This window comes from Actinoalloteichus caeruleus (genome assembly GCF_049311605.1).
In the GTDB taxonomy this organism is placed as follows: Bacteria; Actinomycetota; Actinomycetes; order Mycobacteriales; family Pseudonocardiaceae; genus Actinoalloteichus_B; species Actinoalloteichus_B caeruleus.
On sequence record NZ_CP186005.1, the window covers coordinates 889,747 to 911,362 of the forward strand.

The 21,616-nt window shown below is 74.8% G+C and carries 16 protein-coding genes; 7 read left to right on the top strand and 9 right to left on the bottom strand.

The genetic code is table 11. From position 1 onward, the window contains the following. Positions 1 to 32: 32 nt before the first annotated feature. The 4 genes from ACOJVX_RS03990 to ACOJVX_RS04005 all read left to right on the top strand — a co-directional run bounded on the left by ACOJVX_RS03990 (position 33) and on the right by ACOJVX_RS04005 (position 2,078). On the top strand, positions 33 to 461 hold the full coding sequence (locus ACOJVX_RS03990) for a gas vesicle protein (RefSeq protein WP_026066153.1): 429 nt from the start codon (positions 33 to 35) through the stop codon (positions 459 to 461). Beyond that, on the top strand, positions 458 to 1,315 hold the full coding sequence (locus tag ACOJVX_RS03995; protein WP_418154322.1) for a GvpL/GvpF family gas vesicle protein: 858 nt from the start codon (positions 458 to 460) through the stop codon (positions 1,313 to 1,315). Before ACOJVX_RS03990 ends, ACOJVX_RS03995 begins: the two co-directional genes overlap by 4 nt. 5 nt (positions 1,316 to 1,320) lie before the next feature. Then, positions 1,321 to 1,539 (top strand): gas vesicle protein, encoded by a 219-nt coding sequence (locus tag ACOJVX_RS04000; RefSeq protein ID WP_030104098.1) that lies wholly within the window; start codon positions 1,321 to 1,323, stop codon positions 1,537 to 1,539. 218 nt (positions 1,540 to 1,757) lie between these two features. After that, complete coding sequence (locus tag ACOJVX_RS04005) at positions 1,758 to 2,078, top strand: gas vesicle protein K (RefSeq protein WP_418154349.1); 321 nt, start codon at positions 1,758 to 1,760, stop codon at positions 2,076 to 2,078. 147 nt (positions 2,079 to 2,225) lie between these two features. Here ACOJVX_RS04005 and ACOJVX_RS04010 read toward each other — a convergent pair whose 3' ends face one another. From ACOJVX_RS04010 to ACOJVX_RS04030, 5 genes are read right to left on the bottom strand one after another with little or no spacing between them, the layout of a single operon-like run. After that, positions 2,226 to 4,190 (bottom strand): DUF2264 domain-containing protein, encoded by a 1,965-nt coding sequence (locus ACOJVX_RS04010; protein WP_422647261.1) that lies wholly within the window; start codon positions 4,188 to 4,190, stop codon positions 2,226 to 2,228. Further along, positions 4,187 to 5,263 (bottom strand): hydroxyacid dehydrogenase, encoded by a 1,077-nt coding sequence (locus ACOJVX_RS04015; RefSeq protein ID WP_245588664.1) that lies wholly within the window; start codon positions 5,261 to 5,263, stop codon positions 4,187 to 4,189. The genes ACOJVX_RS04010 and ACOJVX_RS04015 overlap by 4 nt, the downstream gene beginning before the upstream one ends. Further along, positions 5,260 to 6,117 (bottom strand): carbohydrate ABC transporter permease, encoded by an 858-nt coding sequence (locus ACOJVX_RS04020; protein ID WP_016699882.1) that lies wholly within the window; start codon positions 6,115 to 6,117, stop codon positions 5,260 to 5,262. Before ACOJVX_RS04020 ends, ACOJVX_RS04015 begins: the two co-directional genes overlap by 4 nt. Next, complete coding sequence (locus tag ACOJVX_RS04025) at positions 6,114 to 7,058, bottom strand: carbohydrate ABC transporter permease (protein ID WP_016699883.1); 945 nt, start codon at positions 7,056 to 7,058, stop codon at positions 6,114 to 6,116. Before ACOJVX_RS04025 ends, ACOJVX_RS04020 begins: the two co-directional genes overlap by 4 nt. Next, positions 7,055 to 8,377, bottom strand: a complete 1,323-nt coding sequence (locus ACOJVX_RS04030) for an ABC transporter substrate-binding protein (protein WP_016699884.1) — start codon at positions 8,375 to 8,377, stop codon at positions 7,055 to 7,057. The genes ACOJVX_RS04025 and ACOJVX_RS04030 overlap by 4 nt, the downstream gene beginning before the upstream one ends. A 215-nt stretch (positions 8,378 to 8,592) precedes the next feature. On the opposite strand from ACOJVX_RS04030, the gene ACOJVX_RS04035 reads away from it, so the two are divergent. After that, positions 8,593 to 9,693, top strand: a complete 1,101-nt coding sequence (locus ACOJVX_RS04035) for a substrate-binding domain-containing protein (protein ID WP_016699885.1) — start codon at positions 8,593 to 8,595, stop codon at positions 9,691 to 9,693. Between the two features lie 206 nt (positions 9,694 to 9,899). Then, positions 9,900 to 10,760, top strand: a complete 861-nt coding sequence (locus tag ACOJVX_RS04040; protein ID WP_155886011.1) for a hypothetical protein — start codon at positions 9,900 to 9,902, stop codon at positions 10,758 to 10,760. A gap of 328 nt (positions 10,761 to 11,088) precedes the next feature. Here ACOJVX_RS04040 and ACOJVX_RS04045 read toward each other — a convergent pair whose 3' ends face one another. The 3 genes from ACOJVX_RS04045 to ACOJVX_RS04055 form a co-directional block, all read right to left on the bottom strand. Next, the gene (locus ACOJVX_RS04045; protein ID WP_422647262.1) at positions 11,089 to 12,666 is read right to left on the bottom strand and encodes a PQQ-binding-like beta-propeller repeat protein; all 1,578 of its coding nucleotides are present in this window, start codon (positions 12,664 to 12,666) and stop codon (positions 11,089 to 11,091) included. 434 nt (positions 12,667 to 13,100) lie between these two features. Then, positions 13,101 to 14,804: a PQQ-binding-like beta-propeller repeat protein gene (locus tag ACOJVX_RS04050; RefSeq protein ID WP_422647263.1), complete on the bottom strand. Its 1,704-nt coding sequence runs from the start codon at positions 14,802 to 14,804 to the stop codon at positions 13,101 to 13,103. A gap of 453 nt (positions 14,805 to 15,257) precedes the next feature. Continuing rightward, entirely contained in the window at positions 15,258 to 18,797 is a 3,540-nt protein-coding gene (locus ACOJVX_RS04055; protein ID WP_422647568.1) for a BTAD domain-containing putative transcriptional regulator, read from the bottom strand. A gap of 590 nt (positions 18,798 to 19,387) precedes the next feature. Between ACOJVX_RS04055 and ACOJVX_RS04060 the strand changes: the two genes are divergently transcribed. Further along, positions 19,388 to 20,272: an alpha/beta fold hydrolase gene (locus tag ACOJVX_RS04060; protein WP_418154316.1), complete on the top strand. Its 885-nt coding sequence runs from the start codon at positions 19,388 to 19,390 to the stop codon at positions 20,270 to 20,272. Positions 20,273 to 20,490: 218 nt separating this feature from the next. On the opposite strand, the gene ACOJVX_RS04065 is transcribed toward ACOJVX_RS04060, so the two are convergent. Next, positions 20,491 to 21,612: an NADH:flavin oxidoreductase gene (locus tag ACOJVX_RS04065; protein WP_418154315.1), complete on the bottom strand. Its 1,122-nt coding sequence runs from the start codon at positions 21,610 to 21,612 to the stop codon at positions 20,491 to 20,493. Between the last annotated feature and the right edge of the window lie 4 nt (positions 21,613 to 21,616).

Genomic DNA, 21,616 nt, shown 5'->3' on the forward strand with positions numbered 1-21,616 from the left:
GGTCTCGCGACGAGGAAGGAGGGGGCAGCGCGATGACAGAACCGATGGCCTGGCCCGGGGCGCCCTCCCGGGTCGCCGGCACCCAGTCCCAGTCGACGGGGGCGAACCTCGCCGACATCCTGGAACGGGTCCTGGACAAGGGTGTCGTCATCGCCGGCGACATCAAGATCAACCTGCTCGACATCGAGCTGCTCACCATCAAGCTCCGCCTGCTGGTCGCGTCCGTCGACAAGGCCAAGGAGATGGGCATCGACTGGTGGGAACACGACCCGACGCTGTCCTCCGGCGCCCGGCGAGGCGACCTGGCCGAGGAGAACGAACGCCTGCGGGACCGGATCCGGGCGCTGGAAGCCGGTGAACGCCCCACCCTCGCCCCCTCCGGTCGGACCGAGGCCGAACGGGACGGTCCCTCGGCTCCCCGGTCCGGTGCGGTGGCGGAGACAGAGGAGGATGCCCGATGACGGCCACGCTCGCCACCATCACCTACGTCTACGCCGTCACCACGAGCGAACCGGACAGCGGGCAGGGGCACACACCGCCCTCCGGTGGCATCGACGGCGCGTCGGTCCGGGCACTGCCGGTCGGCCCGCTGACGGCGGTGGTCAGCTCCCTGCCGCGCGACCACTTCAGCGAGGCTGCCCTCAAGGACAGCCTCAACGACCTCGGCCGGCTGGAAGCGGTCGCCAGGGGACACCACACGGTCGTGTCCGACATGGCGGCCCACCGACCGGTGCTGCCGTTGCGGCTGGCCACCATCTACGACGACGACGAACGGGTCCGCCAGATGGTGCGAGGTCGGGCGCGGGAGTTCCTCTCCGCCCTCGACCGGTTCGCCGGTCGGGCCGAATGGGGCGTCAAGGTCTTCACCGACGACACCCCGGCCCCGGCGGACGAGGGTGACCGGGCGGCACCAGCGCCCTCCCGCCCCACCACCCCGGGCGGTGGGGGCGCCGGACGCGCCTACCTGCGCCGCCGGATCCAGCGGCGCGAGGCGCGGGAACGGGCCTGGGAACGCGCGTCGGACCTCTCCACCCGGCTGGTCGACCGCCTCGACCAGCTGGCGGAGGCCCGGCGGAGGCACCGCGCGCAGGACAACCAGCTGTCCGGCGCCCGGGGCAGGAACGTGCTCAACGCGGCGTTCCTGGTGTCCGAGGAGAACACGCGGGCCTTCGCCGCGGAGGTGGAGCGGTGGTCGCGGGCCGAAGCCGGGGTGCGGGTGGAGCTGACCGGCCCCTGGGTGCCCTACTCGTTCGTCCCCGATGGCCTGGACGAACGGACCTCGCCCGACCCCTCCCCGTCCACCGTGGAGCGGTGACCGTGATGGCGACCGAACTCGTGCCCGGCGACGAGGACGGTGACCTCCCGCTGGCCAACCGGGACGTCTCACTGGTGGACCTGCTGGACCGGCTGCTCGCCGGCGGGGTGGTGCTCACCGGTGACCTGACGCTGGCGATCGCGGACGTGGACCTCGTGCACATCTCGCTGCGGGCGCTGATCACCTCGGTGCGGCCGGACGTCCCCTCGCCGTGGGAGCGGTGAGGCGAACTGGACGGCACCCGAGGCCTGGTCGGGGCTCCTGGCCGGCGGCGCGGCGGCCCGACGACGGGCACCACCGGAGCGGTGGTGGAGTGGAAGGAGGCGGTGTGGCGGACACGGACGACGGCCCGACGACCGGCGGCGGGCCCTCGACGATCAGGATCGGTGGGACCCAGCCCGGCGGGCGGGCCGCGAACACCGCGGCCGGCGGGGGCGCGGACATGGACGGGGTGGGCGCCGGGGTCACGGCCGCGCTCACCGAGGTGGCCAGGGAACTCCCCAACCGCGTCGACGCCCACCCCGACACGGTGGAACGCGACCTGATGAAGCTCGTGCTGACCATCGTCGAGCTGCTGCGGCAGCTCGTCGAGCGGCAGGCGCTGCGCCGGGTCGACCAGGGCGACCTCACCGAGGAGCAGGAGGAACGCATGGGTCTCACGCTCATGCTGCTGGAGGACAGGATGACCGAGTTGCGTGAGCGCTACGGCCTGCGCGCCTCCGACCTGAACCTCGACCTGGGCCCCCTCGGTTCCCTGCTGTAGGTGGCGGCGTGGGCGCGCCCTCCCCATCGCCGGAACCGGTGGCCGGGTCGGCGGGCCGGTGCGGCGGGCACGCGGCTACCGGCCGATCCGCGCCCACCGGCACGGCGGCCCGTGCGCACCCGAGAGGGAGGGCCAGGCGCGCGGGGATCAGTCCGCCCGCGCGGAGGACGCGGGCATGGCGACCTCGGTCCGGACGCCGTCCGGCCAGCGCACCGCCACCGACTCCGGCCCGACGTCGACCGTCGGGTCGGGCGGCGTCCCGCCGTGGCCACCGCCGGTGCCCCGCAGCTCCACCACCGCCGCGAACACCCCGTGCGGCGACTCACCCCGCGCGGCCAGCCACGGAACGGCCGTCCAGTCCGCGAGCGGGCTGGTGCCGCGCTCCACCACCACCCCGGCGTGCGGCAGACCGACCAGCGGGCGGACCTCCGAGCTGAGCCGCGCGGTCGTCACCCGCGCACCGCACCCCGCCGTCGGCTGGTCGTCGTCCGCCACCGGCCAGCCGCCCAGGCGCACCGCCCGCCACCGCTGGCCGGGAGTGGGTGGCGCCACCCGGACGATCCGCACCTCCACGCCGTCCCGCACGACCGAGGCCACCGTCACCACCGGTCCCGCCGTCACCGGCCCGGTCCGGCCCGAACCGTGGTCGGGGGAGGCGTCGCCCGTCGAGTCGACCCAGCGAACCCGGCCGGAGGAGGCGGCGACCAGCACGTCGGGTGACCGGTGCTCGGCGAGGAGCGTCCCGAACCCCGTGCGGTGGGTGGCGCGTCCCCCGGCATCGAGCAGGACCACCGAGTTGTCCAGCGGGTCCGCCACCGTCCGACCCGTCAGCGGCGGGACCGTGGCCGTCGAGTACCCCAACCGGGCGTAGAGCGGGGAGTCGGCGACCTCAGCGCCGAGGACCGCGTGGTCGGTCCCGTGGTTGACGGCGGTGACGATGCCGTCGCGCCGCCGGGCGGTGACCAACCACCCGGGGGCGGTGACCACGGAGGACACGTCCGCCGTCTCCACCGGCAACGGCAGCTCCTGGTCCGTCCACACCGGGTGGTCGGCGGGCAGCGCCAGCCCGAGCATCCCCTTGGCCGCCCAGTACGGGGACGCCGGACCCGAGTAGGACTGCCGCATCCCCGGCCACCCGTGGTGCCAGCCCAGGGACAGCAGCCCGTCCCCGCCCAACGCCCCCCGGTCGACGAAGTGCCGCAGGACGCCACTCGCGGCCCGGCGGGCCTGGCCGGGGGCGACACCGCCGGTACCGGCGAGGGCCCCCACCCAGAACGGCGCCGAGGCGGCGAACCGGTAGACCAGGCTGCGCCCCTGGAGCAGCGGGGAACCGTCCGCGCCCACCAGCGAGACGGCGTCCCGCAGGTACCGGCGCAGGTCGCCGGCCCACGTCTCGCGCAACGCGGGCGGGCACAGGGAACCGACGACGTCGAACCACTCGGCCCACAACAGCGGGTACAGGTGCAGCGCCCACCCGGTGTAGTGGTCGTAGGCGCGTTCCTCGGCGTGGTCGCTCAGCCACCCGTCGGGTCGTCGCAGCGACGCGTGCACCGCCAGGTCCGCCTCGACGTCCTCCCTGGACCAGGGGCCGCCGACCTCGCGGAGGAACGACTCCACCACGATCCGGAACCACACCCAGTTGATCGGCGGGTACGGCTGGCCGACGACGGTGCCCAGCCATTCGACGGTCCGCTGGCGCACCCCGTCGTCCAGCCGATCCCACAACCACGGTCGGGTGAGTTGGAGGATGAGCGCCACCGAGGCGGCCTCCACCTTCGCCTGCCCCAGCTCGTCCGGGCGGGGCCAGCGCTCCGGTGACGCCGGGTCGGTGCCGGCGGCCAGGCCCTCGGCGTACCTCTCCAACAGGCCCGTCGGGTCCGCGCCGCCCGCCCCCGCCACCCGGAACCCGGCCAGCAGGAAGGTCCTGGCGAAACCCTCCAACCCGTCGGAGAGCACGCCGTTGCGGCTCGCCGGCCCCGGCAGGTCGTACCGCGCGCCCAGCGGGGAGCGGTGGCGGGCGACGGCGGTGAGCATGTCGTCGGCGACCGCCTCCCAGTGCCGGCGGGTCCACCCCGTGCGCGGTGAGAGGTCCCTGTCCTCGGCGGGGATCACGCCTGCACCGCCAGCGACTCGCGGGTGACGGGAGCCAGCGGCGGCAACCCGGCCGCGTAGCGTTCGAGTTCGGTGAGCGCCGCCGCGCTCAGCTGCCGCGTCTCGGAGCCCAGCGAGCCCGCGACGTGGGGGGTGAGCACCACGTTGGGCAGGGTGTACAGCGGAGAACCCGAGGGCAGCGGTTCCGGGTCGGTGACGTCCAGGACGGCGTACAGGCGACCGCCCGCGCACGCCCGCTCCAACGCCTCGGTGTCCACCAGCGCACCGCGAGCGGTGTTGACCAGCACCGCGCCGTCCCGCAGCTCCGCCAGCTCGGCCGCGCCGACCAGGTGCCGGGTCTCCGGCAGGGAGGGGGCGTGCAGGCTGAGCACGTCGGCCAGGGGCAGCGCCTCCGCCAACGGCACGGGCTCCGCCCCCGCCGCCCGCACCGCCGCCGGGTCGGCCACCGGGTCCACCACCAGCACCCTGGCGAGGTCCAGCCGGGTCAGCAGTTCCGCCACCCGGCGGCCCACCCGGGAGAACCCGACCAGGACCACCACCCGACCCCGACCGGACAGTTCGCCGTGCCGTTCCCGGTAGCCCCAGTCGGCGCGGTGCACCCGCGCGTCCGCCGCCAGGAACGGGATCTTCTTGAAGGCCCACAACACGGCGGCCAGCGTGTACTGGGCCACCGGCTCCGCGTTCGCGTCGGCGGCGGTCGTGACCCGAACGCCCCGGTCGAACACGGCGTCGGTGACGTGCCCCCGAACACTGCCCGCGGCGTGCAACACCGCCCGCAGCCGGGGAGCCGCATCCAGCACCTCGGCGGTCAACGGCGGACAACCCCAGGAGGTGATGAGCACCTCCGTCTCGGCCAGCCGGCGCAGCGCCGCCGGGGAGGACAGGTCGTGGGCGACCACCGGGTCACCCAGGGACGCCGCCGCCCGCAGCCGGGCGAGCTCCTCCGCCCCGAAGAGGGTGTCGAACCACGACGGGTCGAGCACCAGCGTCGTCTCCGGCCGCGACCGGGGGCGCCGTCCACCGCCGTCGGTCCCGTGCTCGCCGGGCAGGACCGGCCCCTCCGGCGCGCTCACTTGACGCTCCCGGCGGCCAGCCCGGAACGCCACTGGCGTTGGAGCACCACGAAGGCCACGATGAGCGGGACCACCGCCAGCAGCGAGCCCGTGATGACGAGCGGGGTGTAGGACGGGAACTGGGTCACGCGCGAACTCCACTGGTAGAGACCGAGGGTGATGGGGAACAGCTTCGGATCGGTGAGCATGACCAACGGGAGGAAGAAGTTGTTCCAGATGCCCACGAACTGGAACAGCAGGATCGTGACCACCCCAGGGCGCATCAGGGGCAGCGCCACGGTGAAGAACGTGCGCAGCTCCCCCGCGCCGTCCATGCGGGAGGCCTCCAGCAGCTCCCCGGGGATCGCGGCCTCCGCGTACGCCCTGGCCAGGTAGACCCCGAACGGGTTGGTGAGCAACGGGATGAACACCGCCCAGAACGTGTCCACGATCCGCAGCTCGGACGCCAACAGGTACAGGGGCAGCGCCAGCGCGGTGGTGGGGACCAGCACTCCGGTGAGCGTGACCGCGAACAACGCCCGACGACCGGGGAAGTCCAGCTTGGCGATCGCGTAGCCGCAGGCCGAGCAGATCAGCGCCCCCAGCAGCGCGCCCACCCCCGCGTACAGCAGCGAGTTGACCGCCCAGTGCAGGAAGACGCCGTCCTCCTCGGCGAGGAGGTCCCCGACGTTGGTGCCGAGGTTCCACTCGCCCAGCTCGAACGCCCCCGTGGTGGAGAAGTCACCGAGGCTCTTGGTGGAGGAGGTCACCAGCCAGACCAGCGGGAGCACGCTGTACAGCGTCGCCAACACCAGGACGACGTGCACCGCGCTCCGGGAGGTCCACCTGCTGCCGTTCCGGTGCGCCCCGTTCATCCGGACCTCCTCGTGGACAGCCGCATCACCAGCGCCGAGAGCACCGCGCAGGCCAACGCGAGGAGCAGCGAGGCCGCCGCCGCCCGGCCGTAGTCGTTGGTGATGAACGCCGCCTCGTAGACGTACAGGCTCGGGGTCCAGGTGCTGGTCACCGAGCCGGTGAACGAACGGAGCACCAGCGGTTCGGTGAACAGCTGGAGGGAACCGATGACCGTGAACACGAGCGCGACGAAGATCGTCGGTCGGATGATCGGCACCTTCACCGACAGCGCGGTGCGCACCGGGCCGGCGCCGTCGATCCGCGCCGCCTCCAGCACGTCACGGGGCACGGTGCGCAACGCGGTGTAGAAGATGATCATGTTGTAGCCCATCCACTGCCAGGTGGCCATCGTGACGATCGAGGGCAGCACGCCCTCCGACCCCAGCGGATCCCACGGCAGGACGTCGTTGAGGGGGCCGATCCCCGGGCTGAACAGGTAGGCCCACACCAGGCCGGCGATGACGCCGGGCACCGCGTAGGGCAGGAACACCGCGAGCGACCACACCTGGCGCAGCCACACCACGGCCCCGTCCAACAGCAGCGCGAGGACCAGCGCGGCGCCCAGCATGAGCGGGACGTGCACCAGCGCGTAGCGGGCCACGTTCCACACCGACTCGGCGAAGGCCGGGTCCGACAGCACCGCGCCGTAGTTCGACAGCCAGACGAAGACGTCCTCCGGGCCGGAGAAACCCAACCCGGACAACCGCTCGGTGAACAGGCTCAGGTAGAGCGCGTACCCGATCGGCACCAGCACGGTGGCGAGCAGCAGCAGCGCGAACGGGGCGACCAGCAGCAGCGGGGCCAACCTGGCCCGACCCGCTCGCCCGCCCATCCGGCGGGGGGCGGGGGAGGGAGCCGGGCGACGAGCGGAGGAGTCCCCCCGGTCCGTGACGACGGTCATGCCGCACCACCGGCCCGCGCGGACAGCCCGCGTTCCCGCAACCCGGACAACGCCACGCCCTGCACCCGGCGCAGCGCGTCCGGGATCGTCGTCCGCCCGGCCGGCACCCCGCCGAAGGAGTCGGTGATGTTCGAGAACAGCCCCAGGGCGTTCGGCCCCCAGGTCCACTCGGGAACCCGCCGGTCCGCCTCCTCCAACACGTCGAACACCGGGTCGCCCACGAAGTAGTCCAACCCGACCTCGTCGCGGGCCACCTCCCGGTTGGGCAGGTAGCCGGGGAACGGCGAGGTGAACGTCGCCCCGATCCTCGGCACCTCCGGGTCGGTGCTCAACCAGCGGAGGAAGGTCATCGCCGCCTCCGGGACCTGGCTGTCCTCCGACACCCCGAAGGCGGTGCCGCCCTGCATCCCGTTGGCCGGCTCGCCGCCCCAGGTGGGCATCGTGGTGACCGCCCAGCGGCCGGTGTCGTCGGGAATCGACTTCTGCAACGTCCCCACGCTCCAGGACGCGCCGAGCAGCCCCCACAGGCGGCCCTCGTGCATGCTCGCGATCCAGTCCTGGGTGCCGGTGCCACCGCTGCCGACCAGGTCCGAGGAGATCAGGTCCTGCCAGTAGGAACCCGTCCGCAGCGTGCCCTCGCCGTCGACGTCGACCACCCAGGTGTCCCCGTCGATCCGCCACCACGGCTGGCCCGCCTGCCAGGACATCCCGGCGAAGAACGAGCCGTCGTTGAGCGGGAACGTCGTCAGCCTCGCCGCCGGGTCCGCCTCCCGCACCGCCTCGGCGGCCACTCGGAACTCGTCCCAGGTGCGGGGGACGGCGATGCCGTGCCGGTCGAAGAGGTCCGCCCGGTAGTAGAAGACCATCGGGGCGAGGTCCATCGGCACCGCCCAGGTACGGCCGTCCGGGCGGACCCCGCGCCAGGCCGCGTCCGAGTACCCCTCGGCGAGATCGCTCATGTCGTCGGTGATGTCCCGCAGCCCGCCGGTCGCCAGGACCTGGATCAGGCCCTGGTACTCCACGTGCAGGATGTCCGGCGCGTTGCGGGCCCGGATCGCGTTGGTCTGCTGCGCGTAGCCGCCGTCCAGACCGGCGGCGATGACGCTGAGCTCGACGTGCACCTCGCGCTGGGCGGCGTTGAAGGCCGCGACGTACCGGTCCATCCCGGTCAGCCACGACCAGATCCGCACCCTGGTCGCGCCGGAGGCGGTGGTCGAGGAGGAACAGCCGGACAGCGTCGCGCCGCCCGCGCCGAGGGCCGCCGCGCCCAGTGTCGCCCGCAGGAAGGCACGCCGCGACCAGCCGGTATCAAGCACCATTGCTTGGATGTCCCTTCTGGCGGTGGTTCGCGTCACTCCACCGTGTGAGAGAGTTCGACGTCAATCGTTGCGAGCGGAACCGAACGGAAACGAACAGGAACGAAAGTGACCGGGGTCTCGTCACCGGCGGGACCGGCTCCCGCCGACGAGGGGACCGGCCCCGGTCGGGCTCGCGCCGACGCCCCCGCCGACGACCCACGCGGAGGAGGACCACGATGCTGGCCTCACAGCGGCAGGAGCTGATCCTCGCCCTGGTGCAGCGGCACGGGACCGTCCGGCTGGCCGATCTCGCCGAACGGATGGGGGTCACGGCGGTCACCGTGCGCCGGGACGTCACGGCCCTGGCGGACCGAGGTCTCGTGCAACGCGTCCACGGCGGGATCACCCGCCCGCACCGGCCGAACCGCACCCCCACCGCACCCCGCCCAGCCCTCGGCGGGGCGTCCGGCAGAACCCTGGTCGGGATGGTGGTGCCCTCCGTCGAGTACTACTGGCCGCACGTCGTGCAGGGCGCCCAGGCGGCCGTGGCCTCGGCCGGGAGCAGACTGGTCATGCGCGTGTCCAGCTACGACCCGACCGAGGACCGCCGGCAGATCAGCGCGCTGGTCGACCACGGCGTCCGCGTCGTCCTCGCCGCCCCCGTGGTCCACGGGGACGCCGGCCTCGACCTGCTCCGCTGGCTGGGGAGCCTGCCGGTGCCCGTGGTCCTGATGGAGCGGTTACCGCCGCCGGAGCTGTCGACCCTCGCGCTCGACGCGGCCACCACCGCGCACGCCCTCGGCGCGGGCCTCGGGGTGCGCCACCTGACCGCCCTGGGGCACCGGGCCGTCGCCCTGGTCACCTCCCGGACCAGCCCCACCAGCACCGCGCTGCGCGCCGGGTGGGCGGCCACCACCGCCGAACTCGGCCTCCCCCACGACACCGACCTGGACATCGAGGTGCCCAGCTACGGGACGCCCGGCTGGCCACCCGTCTACGACGAGGTCCTGCTCCACTGCGCGGAGCGGGGGGTGCGGGCGATGCTCGTCCACGCGGACCGGGAGGCGATCGGCATGGTCGAACGGGCCAGGGACCTGGGCATCGACGTGCCGGGGCGCCTCGCGGTCGTCTCCTACGACGACGAGGTCGCCGCCGCCTCCGACCCCCCGCTCACCGCCGTGCGCCCGCAGAAGCACCGCCTCGGTCAGCTCGCGGTCGAACTGGCCCTGGGCAGGGCGGCCGAGGGCGACCGGCGACCGGTGCACCGCGTCCAGCTCTGGCCCACCCTGGAGGTCCGGGAGTCCTGCGGAGCCGCCGCCCCCGCCAGCGAGCTCTGAGGGCCCCGCCCGCTCCGGCCCGCCTGGCCCGGTGGCCCGGTGGCCCGGAACGCGGCCGCCACCGCTCCGCGCGGCACCTGCCCCACCCCCGCGGTTCGGCGCGTGCTGCCCCGGCGCAGAGGGCACCGATTCTGGTGAGGCTGCCTCGGGAGCGGCGCGGAGTCGCTAGCGTCGGCCGGGCAGGTCGTTCTTCGTCGGAGGCCCCCATGAGTGCACGACCGACCCCCTCGACCCACCCGCTGCCCGGAGACGGACCGACGCCCTGGCCCGTGTTCTCGGTGGCGGAGCGCGGCGACGACATCGTGGCCGAGACCCCCGTTCCGGTCCCGGACCACCTGCCGAGGGAGATCCTCGGCTGGGCCACCACCGCCGCCCTGCTGTGGCCACTGGCCCTGATGCCCCTCCTCAGCCAACTGCTCGGAGCAGGGCACGTCCCGTGGTGGTGGGCGCTTCCCTGTGTCCTCCTGGTGTTCCTGGCCGCGGTGGTCACCGAGATCACCTACGACGCCGCCCACCGGATCTACGGGCAGCGCGCCACCGCGCTGCGGATCGCCGAGGTGCCCGCCCTGGCGGGCTGTGCCGCCGCCGGCGTCGGTACCTCAGCGCTGCTGCTCGGCCCCTGGCCTCCCGCCGACGGCGCCCCGTTCGACGTGGTGCTCGGTGCGCTGCCGGGCGCCCTCGGCGCCCTGTGCCTCCTCCTCGCCGGAGTGTCCGCGCTCCGAGCGCGACGCCGACTCCGCTACGTGCGGACCCGCCAGCGGACCATCCGGGCCCTCCGCGAGTGGGGCCGATCCGAACCCGGGGTGCTCACCGCCGTCGAGTTCCACCGGGAGTGGTCGGGCGGCAACCCACGTTTCGCCGCCACCGTGGAGGTCCCCGGCGCCCAACCCTCCCGGACGATCCGCGCCCACCTGGTGACCACACCCGACCAGGTCCCCCGCCTGGGCAGCGCGGTCCTGGTCACCACGGACCCGTCGGATCCGGCCGTCGTCCTCGTCGACCTCCCCGCCGAACCGCCTCCCCGCTTCGAGGCGGACGGCGGACGCTACCGGCAACCGTCGAACTAGCCGGGCTGAGTGGCGGGCTGGGCCCGCCTCCCCATCGACGGTTGGGACCGGTCGGACGAGGTGACGACGACCCACGCCCGCCCTGACCCCTCCGGACGCGCGGCGCGAGCCCGGAGGGAGCCGGGAGGAGGCCGCAGGGCGGACGGTGGGTCGATCCGGGGGAGGACCCACGTCGTCATCCGGCGGGCTGCCGCCCTGGTCGAGTCCTCGGGTGGGGGCGGCAGGGGAGGAGGGCCGGCCACGGCGGCCCCGGCGAGCTGTCGCGGTGGAGGAGGCCGGGGCTACCGGGAACGGCGAGGTCAGCCGGGCCCCACGACCGCTCCCCCTGTCACGGTGCGGCGACGGCCAGTACGCCGGTCTCCGTGCCCAGCATGAAGTCCGGGAACACGATGATGCTGTCGCCGTGTCGGTGGGTCCGGCCGGACAGGGCCCGCCCGGTGCTGCCCGGGTCGGCGGCCAGCGGGCCGATCTCCCTGGTCGAACCGTCCGCCAGCGCGACGGCGATCAGCGTGGCTTCCTCGCCGGCGGAACCCCCGTTGGAGATCACCAGGGCCTCCCCGTCCTCGACGCCGAGGAGCACGTGTTCGCAGCTGGTGGCGACGCCCTCCCACGCCACGGCGCCGGTCGTCACGTCGATGCGGGTCAGGTTGTGCTCGCAGCCGCCGCCGGGCGTGACGATGCGCAGCAGCAGGCTGTCCGGAGTGGTCAGGACCGTGTGCGGCGGGGCGTCCCCTCGCAGCGGGCTCTGCCCGAGCGCCGGCGGTGGACCTTCCAGCACGAGGTCGTGCGTGATGCTCCCGTCGTCGGGGTCGAACACCACCACCGGGCTGGCCGTCGAGTTCAGGGGGAAGTGCCCGAGGACCGGCGGATCGGTGGACAACAGCTCGGTGCCGGTGGGCTCCCCCAGCGGGATCACCGACTCCGGGACGAGGGTCTGCCACCGCACCTCCCCGGTCGCCGCGTCGATCCGGGCCACGTACCGGTGGTCATCGCCCAAGGTCAGGTTCCTCGGTCGGCAGTCGCCGTGCACGTAGAAGCTGTCCGGGGCCGGGGTGAAGCCGTACACCGAGCACCGGGCCGGCTGTTCCGGGTCCGCGACGGGGTTGGGCATCCGCATCAGGTCCCACAGCTCCTCGCCCGAGTCGGCGGAGAAGGCGCGCATCCTCCCTCCGTCGTAGTCGGCCAACACCACACCGCTGGTGACGGCCGGTCGACGGAGACCGATCTCGTCGGGCTGCGCAGGGTGTTGTTCGACCTCCCACACCGTCTCTCCCGTGTCGAGGTCCACCGAGGACAGCAGGTTGCACAGCTCGCCAGCCTCGCCGTGCACGACGAACACCCGGTTCTCGTGCGTCTCGGCGCTGACGGCGCAGTACGAGCTGCCCTCCGGAGCCGGCCGTTCCCACGTCGGTTCGCCGGTGCCCAGGTCGTGGCCGACCATCGTCCAGTACTCCGCCCGCACGGCGGTGCTCTCGGTGACCCAGCTGCCGAGCAGGTCGTTCTCGTAGGGCTGGGTGACGGGAGCCGGTGCCGCCCACAGCGGCTCCGTCGGCGCACCTGGAGGTTCCGAGGCCACACCGCCCGCGGCGGGATCGGGCGCCGGGGGGTCCTCGCTGCCGCCCCGGGTCAGGACGACGGCGGCCACACCGGCCAGGACGACGGCTGGCACCGTGACGAGCGCGATGACCAGGCCTCGTCGCCGGGGCTTCCGGGGCGGCGGCCCGGCGGGCTGCCCGTGGTTCCAGGGGGGCGGTGCCTGCCCGCCGGAGCCCGGGGGCGCTCCCGCCCAGCCCTGGGGGTTGGCTCCGCCCTGCCAGGGGCCGGGTTGGCCGCCGCCCTGCCACGGGTTCGGTTGGCCGCCGCCCTGCCAGGGGCCCGGACCCGGCTGGTCGCCACCGCCGCTCACCGTCTCCCCCTCCGGCTGTCCCCTGACGCGGCGGTGCTGGTCGCCGACGCGCCGCGCGCCGGCCGAGGTGTGGTGTCCATCCGTTCCTGGTGCCCCCGTCGTTGTCCTTCGGCCGGGTCGGGGAACTCCCCCCACCGTCCCGGCTCGACCACGTATCCGGCGCGAGCGGTCACCCGCCGTGCCGATGCCGACCGGACTCTAGCCCCAGGGGCGGACCCGATGGGGTGGTTTCGGCGGAGCCTGCTCCGACGAGGAACGTCACCAACGGTGACGCGGGTGGGGCTCCGCCGCGTCCCCGAGCCAGGGGGTGGGCTCTGAGGCCAGCGCTCGGGGCGCTCGGCCGACGGCGTCCTTGGGAGCACGCGGACCCAGGACGAGACGGTTCGCGGAGGCCGGCCGCCGGGCACCCACGGCCTCCGCGAACCGATCCGGGCTCAGGGCGCGTCGAACGCGAGCACGGCGGTCCTCGTCATCGACGAGTCGACCGGGAAGACGACGACGCTGTCCCCGTTCCGGTGCGCGCGGCCCGTCAGCGGCAGCCACACCGACTCCGGGTCACCCCCGAGCGCGCCCAGGTGCCGCACCTGGCCGTCGGCCAGCGCCACCGTCGCCAGGGTCGGCGCACCGTTCGAGGAACCCACCGACACCAGCAACGGCTCCTCGCCCTCCACTGCGACCGGCAGCTGACCACAGGTGGTCTCGTCCGTCTCCCAGGCGATCGAACCGGAGTTCAGGTCCACCCTGGTCAGCGTCTCCTCGCACTCCCCCACGGCGGACCTGAGCACCAGCCCGCTCCCGTCGGACCAGGTCGGCACCGGCGGCGCCGCGCCCTGTTCCGGTTCGGGGTCCACCCCGATCGGAAGGCCGTCCACCACCAGGTCATGGGTGAGCGTGCCGTTCTCCGGGTCGAAGACCGCGATCGGCCCCGACTCCTCACCCCGCACGACGAGCCCGATCACCGGGGGGTTCGCGGAGAGCAACCGCACCGAGCCGGTCGTGCCCTCCTCGATGACGTCCCCGGGGACCACCGTCTGCCAGACGACCGCCCCGGTCTCCGGCGCGACCCTGGCGACGAAGCGCTGCGCCTCGCCGAAGGCGAACCGTTCGGGGGCGCAGTGCCCGCTGACGACGAGGAACCCCTCGGCCGGGGCGGCCTCGGTGGCACGGCAGGGCCTGGCCTCGGCATCGGCCGCGATCGGGTTCGGCAGTTCGACCTCCCACCGGATCTCACCCGTACCCGCGTCGTGCGCGGTGAGCCGTTCGGGGACGACGGAGGTCAGGGCGACACCGTTGGCCACCACGGGCCGCAGCACCGCGCCGGGGTCCGCCTCGTCGGCCTCCGGTGCGACCTGCCAGCGCGTCTCCCCGCTGTCCAGGTCGACCATCGAGAGCTGGTCGCAGACGTGCCCGACGCCGTGCGACACGACGATGCCGTTCTCGTGGGTCTCCGCGCTCAACCCGCAGTACCGCTCGTCGCCGGAGGACGGCAGCTCCCAGCGGACATCCCCGCTGGCCAGGTCGTAGCCGATCACGGAACCGGCCTCCGCGCGGACCGCCGTCGTCCCCGTCACCCAGGAGCCCAGCAGCCCGTGCGCGAACGGGTCCTCCGAGGCGACGGGAACGTGCCACCTCGGCTCCTGGGCTTCGCCGACCGGCACCGCGCCGTCGACGCCCTCCCCGTCCTCCACCTCGGTGCCGGCGGCTGCCGGGGACCCGGACGGTTCGTCCCCGCCTCGGGTCAACACCACGGTCAGCACGATGCCCAGCACGACGACGGGAACCGCGACCAGCGCGGCGAGCAGACCGGTCCGACGCGGACGGGGCGGCTGGGGCGCGGGGTAGCCGGGCGCCCAGGGCCCCGGCGCCGGCGGCGGGGGCACCGGCTGCCACCCGGTCCCGGCCTGGGGCTGGTCCCCGCCCGGCGGTGGGAACGCGTGACCGTGCGCGGCGGCCGCCTCCGGCGGTGGCGGGACGGCGCCGGGCATCGGCGACCCGGACCACGGCGTTCCCCCGGTCTCGCCGGGGGGCTGGTCGGGGCCGGGGGTGGGGTGCGCCTCGCGGTCCTCGGAGGACGGTGGCGGGGTGGCCGACGAACTCTCGGGCCGGGGCGACGGGGGAGTGTTCTCGGGGTCGGTCACCGCGTCGACCTCCGCACGCCTCGGCACGCCATCGCGGCAACGACACGGGTCACCGACCCGGGTTGGGAAAAGACGGACATGTTCCTCTGGTCCTACTCGTCCGTGGAGGGAGAACGGACGGGGCGCTCGGGTCGAACTCCGACGCCTGCCCCGCCCCCACGGAAACCGGTGGGGCCCACTGCGGGCGCTCTTCCGGAGCAATCTAGGCCCCGCCCCACCCCCGGGCGGGCGACCTTCCCGCCCGTGCGGGGGAACCGTGGCCGAAAACCCGCGTTTCGCCGGTGCCCCCGGCCCCGGCATCTCCGCCAGACGGATGATCCGCCCCCGACCCGGCTCGCCCCGCCGGGCACGGCCGACACCCGGCAGGGCTCGACCCGGCGCGGTCCGACCTCGGTTCCGGCCCGGGGAGCCGAGCCGGCGACCACGTCCGCGCGCAAGCCCCGGGGGCTGGTCTCACCCACGGCTCGACCGGCTCCGGACCGCCGCCCGCGCCTGCTCGGCGGCCCGCGCCCAGTGCGGGGCGCCCACCCCCTCGGCGAGGGCACGCGCCCGGTCGTAGTGCTCGACCGCCGCGCCGGGACGCCCCAGGGTCCACGCCAGGTCGCCGAGGTGGTGGGCCACCGGGCGCAGCGCCACCAGGCCACTGCCCGCCCCGGCGATCTCCGCCTCGGCCGGCGACAGTTCCTCGTACAGCCGGTCCGAGGTCTCCCGGTCCGCCAGCAGCGACGCCGACACCGCCCGCAGGCACAACCGGGCCTCAAGGAACAGGTCGTGAGGCGACTCCGGCACGAGGCACGCGGCCTCCCGCGCCTCGGCGATCCGCCCGGCGGCCAGGAGACGCAGCGGGCGGCACCAGGGTTCGTAGTCGTCCGCGTCGCCGCCCGCCGCCGCCACCCGGACCTCCCCGCCGGCGGAGGCCGGTGGATCCCACCGGAGTTGGTGGCAGAACGACGCGAACTCGCGCAGACCCCGCTCGAGCCCGAACATGCCCGTCCCAGCCAGCCGCGCCGCCGCCGACCGGTAGGCGGCGGCCCCGGCTGCCTCCCGGCCCGAGACGGAGGTGCGCATCGCCCGGTACCAGTCCGTGAGGACGCCGACCAGCGGCGACTGGTACTCCCGGCCCAGCCGGTCCGCCTCGGTCGCGTGGCGGTCGGCGGCGGTGAAATCCCCCAACGCGGAGCGTGCCTGGAGCGACACGAGTTCCCCGAGGATCTCGAAGGTCACCAACGAGTGGTCCCGGGCCAGCAGCGCCAGTTCCCCGCCGAGCGCGGCCCGCTGGTCCGCCAGGCCGGAACGCCAGAAGGTCTGCATGAAGCGCGCGTTCAGCGCCAGGGCCACCACGGCCGGATCCCCCGACTCCCTCGCCAGGCGTTCCGCCTCCTCGGCGGCCGCCAGAGGGCGGCTGTCCCGGCCGCCCCGGAGTTCCAGGGCCAGCGTGGCCAGCAGCCTGGCGCGGTCGACCACCCGGTCGACCGGCAGGCGGACCACCACCCTGTCGACAAGGTCCGCGATTCGCCGGGCCAGCCGCTGGTCGTCGCTCGTCGTCCACACCGCCGGCACGTCGAAGGCGGTCAGCGCCCGCACCACCTGGTCGTCCCCCAGCCGTTCCGCCAGGTCGAGCGCCTCCGACCGGCAGGAACGCGCCCCGGCGAGATCGCCGGCGACCGCGAGCGCCCGCACGAGCCCCAGGACGAGGTCGAGCCGTTCCTGGGCGGCCTCGTCCTCCGCCGAGGCCCCCCGGAGACGGACCGCTGAGTCGTGCGAGTCCAGGGCGTGCCGCCACCACCGGGCCGCCTCCTCCGAGGCGAACCGGGCCGCCGCGTCCGTCGCGGCGATCCGCGCGTACCGGACCACCTGGTCCGCCCGCTCCCGGTCACCCGTCAGCACGAGGTGGTGCGCGATCGTCGTCACCTCCCACGGCCGCAGCCGTTCCACGACGTCGGCGACGGCGCCGTGCGCGCGAGCGCGTCGCGGCCCCGACAGCTCCTCGTACACCGCGTCGCGCACCAGGGCGTGCGCGAACCTCACCCGACCGGCGCCGCCCTCGACCAGGAACCCGGCGCCCGTCGCGAGGTCGAGGGCGTCCAACACCCGTTGTTCGGCCCCGACCACCGCCACCAGGACCGCCACGTCGAACTCGGTCCCGATGACGGCGGCCCACGAGAGCACCGACGCCGCCGACGCGGGCAGCCGGGTGACCCGGTAGCGCACCACGTCCCGCACCCCGGGTGGGACCTCGGCCAACGCCTCCGTCCCCTCCGCCAGGAGCAGGCGGGCCAGTTCACGGACGAAGAACGGGTTGCCGCCCGTGCGTCCGCGCACCGCCGCCGCCGTCGCGGCGTCGACAGGGCGCCCGGTGATCGAGCCCATCAACCCCGACACCTCGTCCCGGTCCAGCCCGCCCAGCGCCACCCGGACCGGTTCGGCTCGCGCCACCTGCCCCAGGAACCTCGTCAGGGGCGGCGGTGGGTCCGTCGTCCGGTAGGTGCCCACCACCAGCACGGGCCCGGTGACTCCTCCGGTCACCAGCGTGGAGAGCAGGCGGAGGGTTTCCTCACCCGCATGGTGGAGGTCGTCCAGCACCACCAGCAGCGGCCCGTGCGCCGCCGTCTCCGCCAGGAACCGCGCCACCTCCCGATGCCACCGGAACCGGGCGGCCACCGCGTCACCGGCTGCCGCCCCGCCCCTGGTGGGCGCGGTGCCGAGACCCGTCGCGACCAGGGCGTTCAGGACCTGCTCCCATGCCCAGTCCTCCGCCGTGCCCGTCTCCTCCGGGTTCGCTCCCCAGGCCACCAGCCACCCCCGCCCCGCGACCGCGGCGGCCAGGGCCTCCGCGAGGGCGGTCTTGCCTCCGCCCGCCTCCCCGGTGATCAGCGCGAGGACCAGGCCGCCCCGTGCGACCGCCTCCGCCGCAGCGCCATCCACGGCCGCCAGTTCACCCGCCCGCCCGACCAGGCGGGGGCACGCGTGCGGACCGGGCAGGCCACCACCGCCGGGGCCGCCCAGCGCCGAGTCGGCCGCCGCCGGGCCTGAGGAGGCGGCGGCCGCCCGCCCGCGCCGGTTCGGCGTCGAGGCACCCGACCGCCCCCCGGCCCGATCGGTACCGAGGGGCTCGACGGGTCCCGCCGCCGGTGCCACCGGGCTCTCCCGTCCTGTCGAGGAGGGGCCGCCCGGGTCGGAACCGCCGGTGTCACGCTCCCACGGCCGCTCCGCCGGCAGCAGGTGCTCGGCCTGCGCCAACACGTCCGCCTCCAGCCGGCGCAACTCCGGCCCCGGATCCACTCCCAGCTCCTCGGCCAGCACCCGGCGCGCGCGGCGCAGGGCGGACAAGGCGTCGCCCTGCCTCCCGCCCCGGTACAGGGCCAGCGCCAGGAGCCGCCACCCCTCCTCCCGCCACGGGTGCCCGACCACCTGCGCCTCCAGGTCGGGCACCGCCTCCGGCCCCCGGCCCCCGGCGAGCAGGGCGGCGGCCCTGCGCTCCACCGCCACCAGCCGTGACTCGTCGAGGCGGTTGATCTCCGCCCGCGCCCACGGGTACTCCTCGAACCCCGCGTACGCCGGACCGCGCCACCACCCGAGCGCCTCGTCGAGCAGCGCGAGGGCCGAAGCGGGCCGACCGGAGGCGAGCAGTTCACCGGAGTCGGCGACGGCCGCCTCGAACCGTCGCGCGTCCACCGCGTCGGGGTCCACCCGCAGCGCGTACCCGGGAGGGGAGGTGACCAGCAGCCGGGCCGGGGCCCGAGGAGGCCGGTCGGGTTCCAGCACGCGGCGCAACGCCGAGACGAAGGTCCGCAACGCTCCCACGGCACCGGCGGGCGCGGGATCCCACAGGTCATCGACCAGGCGGTCCACCGGAACGACGCGACCCCGCGCCACCAGCAGCCTGGCCAACACCGCGCGGTGCCGGGGGCCGGGCAGGGCCAGCGGTCCTCCCGCGTTCCCGGCCGCCAGCGGACCGAGCACCGAGAACCACACCGACGAGGTCACCGACATCCTCTCCGCAGCCACCGGTCCGGCACTGTAACCGCGCCGCGGCGGCACAGCAGCCGGGGTGTGGTGACCCCGAGGAAGTCGTTCTCCGCCGCCGCATGGTCGACGAGCACCGTCGCGGTCCGGCCGGGAGCACCGGCGGCCACGCGCGCCACCTCCACCATCGAGGGACGCGTGATCGGTGCCGCCGACGCCGGACCGGTGCGCCGGCCCGTGGGCGGGAGTCGGCTGGCCCTGACCACCGCGCCGCCGAGCGGGCACCCGGCCGCTGTCTCGGGCGGGGCCCGATGGCCACCACCCGGCCCTCGCGCTGGAGCCGGCGGAGGACGTCGACCTCGTTCTGGGGGAGTTCCCCGGCGGGGGGAGAGCACGTAGCCCAGGCGTCCTCGGATCCGGCACCCGAATTCGGCGCCAGACCCCGCCGGGTGGGCCGGCTCGTTCTCACCCAGCCGCCGAGACCAGCGCGGTGGCGCATGGCCGCGCGGGCCACGCTCATCCCGCGCTGACCCAACGCTGACGTGGTGCTCATCGCCTCGGCACACGCTCGGGGCATCGGCGTCACCCGGACGCCGCACCCGAGCGGAAGGCACGAGATGAACAGCGACGTCCGCATCACCGGATTCGACTACCAGCGGGTCCCCGTCGCAGGGGGAGTGGAGTTGAACGTCGCCGTGGCGGGCACCGGGAGCCCGGTCGTCCTCCTCCACGGCTTCCCCCAGACCCACCTCATGTGGCGGCACGTGGCCGCCGACCTGGCCACCGACCACACCGTCCTCTGCCCCGACCTGCGGGGCTACGGGGCCAGCGACAAGCCCGCCGACACGGACGGGACCACCTACGCGAAGCGACGCATGGCCGAGGACGTCGTCACCCTCGCGCGCGCGTTCGGGCACGAACGCTTCGCGCTGGCCGGCCACGACCGGGGGGCGCTGGTGGCGTTCCGCGCGGGACTCGACCACCCCGACGCCGTCACCCACCTGGCGGCGCTGGACGTCGTCCCCACCCTCGACACCTGGGACGTGCTGCGTGGGGTCAGCGCCGCCGTCGGATTCCACCTCTACCTGATGGCCCAGCCGCCCGGGCTCCCGGAGGCCCTGATCGGGGCGGCGCCGGACGCCTTCTTCGGCCACTTCCTCGACGTGTGGGGCCAGGACCCGGACGCCGTCCCGGCGGAGGTGCGGGCCGCCTACCTGCGGGCCTCCCGGGAGGCGGTTCCCTCCATCGTCGCCGACTACCGGGCCTCGGCCACCGTCGACATCGAGCACGACGAGGCGGACCGGCTGGCCGGCAACCAGCTGCGGATGCCCGTCACCGTCCTCCAGCAGGACTGGGGCGCCGCGCTCGGCTACGACGCCGGCGAGGTGTGGCGGCGGTGGGCCCCCGACCTCGCCCACTCGACGGTGTCCGCCGGGCACTTCATGGCCGAGGAGTCGCCCGGCGAGGTCGTCCACGCGCTGCGCGCCCTGCTGGCGCGCTGAACGGCCGACCGGTGTGGCGGCGGACGAGGAGGGCTGCCCCCTGGTGCCGGCGTCACCCCTGCCGGCGTTCCGTGCCATCCCGGCGGCGTCCCGCCGACGGCGTGCTACCGGCCGGGCCGTCGTCGCCCCTTCCCACCGCCTGGCCCGACGGGACCGGTATCGGCGCGAACCGAACCGTTCGGGCCGGCCAGGGGCGACGACGGCGTTCGGGGAACCGGTCAGCGCAGGGTGCCCAGGGCGTCCGCGCTGAAGGGGGTGAGCTCCTCCTCGCGTCCCTCCAGGACCTTGCGCGCCCACTCGGGGTCGGCCAGCAGCGCGCGGCCGACGGCGACGAGGTCGAACTCGTCACGCTCCAGCCGGTCCAGCAGCCGGTTGACGCTCTCCACCCCGGCGCCCTGACCCGCGAAGAGGGCGGCGGGTTCGAAGACGGAGTCGAGGCCGACCGACCCGACGGTGATCACGGGCTTCCCGGTCAGCTTGCGGGTCCACCCTGCCAGGTTCAGGTCGACACCCGAGTCGGGGAACTCGGGCTCCCAGAAGCGGCGGGTGGACGCGTGGAAGGCGGTCACGCCCGCCTCGGACAGCGGGGTGAGCAGCCGCTGGAGCTCGTCGGGGGTCTCGGCCAGTCGCGCGTCGTAGTTGTCCGCCTTCCACTGCGAGAAGCGGAGGACGACGGGGAAGTCGGGAGCGACGCGTTCGCGCACGGCGGTGATGATGTCGGTGGCGAAGCGGGTGCGGGCGACGAGGTCGCCGCCGTAGCCGTCGGTCCTCCGGTTGGTGCGCTCCCAGAGGAACTGGTCGATCAGGTAGCCGTGCGCGCCGTGCAGCTCGATCCCGTCGAAACCGATGCGTTCGGCCTGGTGGGCCGCTTCGGCGAACGCGGTGATGACGCGGTCGATCTCGGTGGGGGAGAGGGCCTCACCGGCTCCCTCGGTGCCGTCCAGCGCGATCCCGGACGGGCCGACCGAGGGGGCCTCCGGGAAGGGCGGGTTGCCGGCGGGGCGTTGGATGCCCACGTGCCACAGCTGGGGCATGATCCGGCCGCCGGCGGCGTGCACGGCCTCGACGACGCGGCGCCAGCCGGCGAGCGGCGCCTCGCCGTGGAAGCGGGGCACGCTCTCCACGTCCCCGGCCGAGGGGTGGTCGATGTAGGTGCCCTCGGTGATGATCAGCCCGGTGCCGGCCGCGGCCCGGCGGGCGTAGTAGTCGGCGACATCCGTTCCTGGGACGCCTCCCGGTGAGAAAGCCCTGGTCATCGGGGCCATGACGAGGCGGTTCGGCAGTTCCGCCGAACCCAGGGTCAGCGGGCGGGCGAGGGCCTGGGCGACGCGAGTGGACATGGGG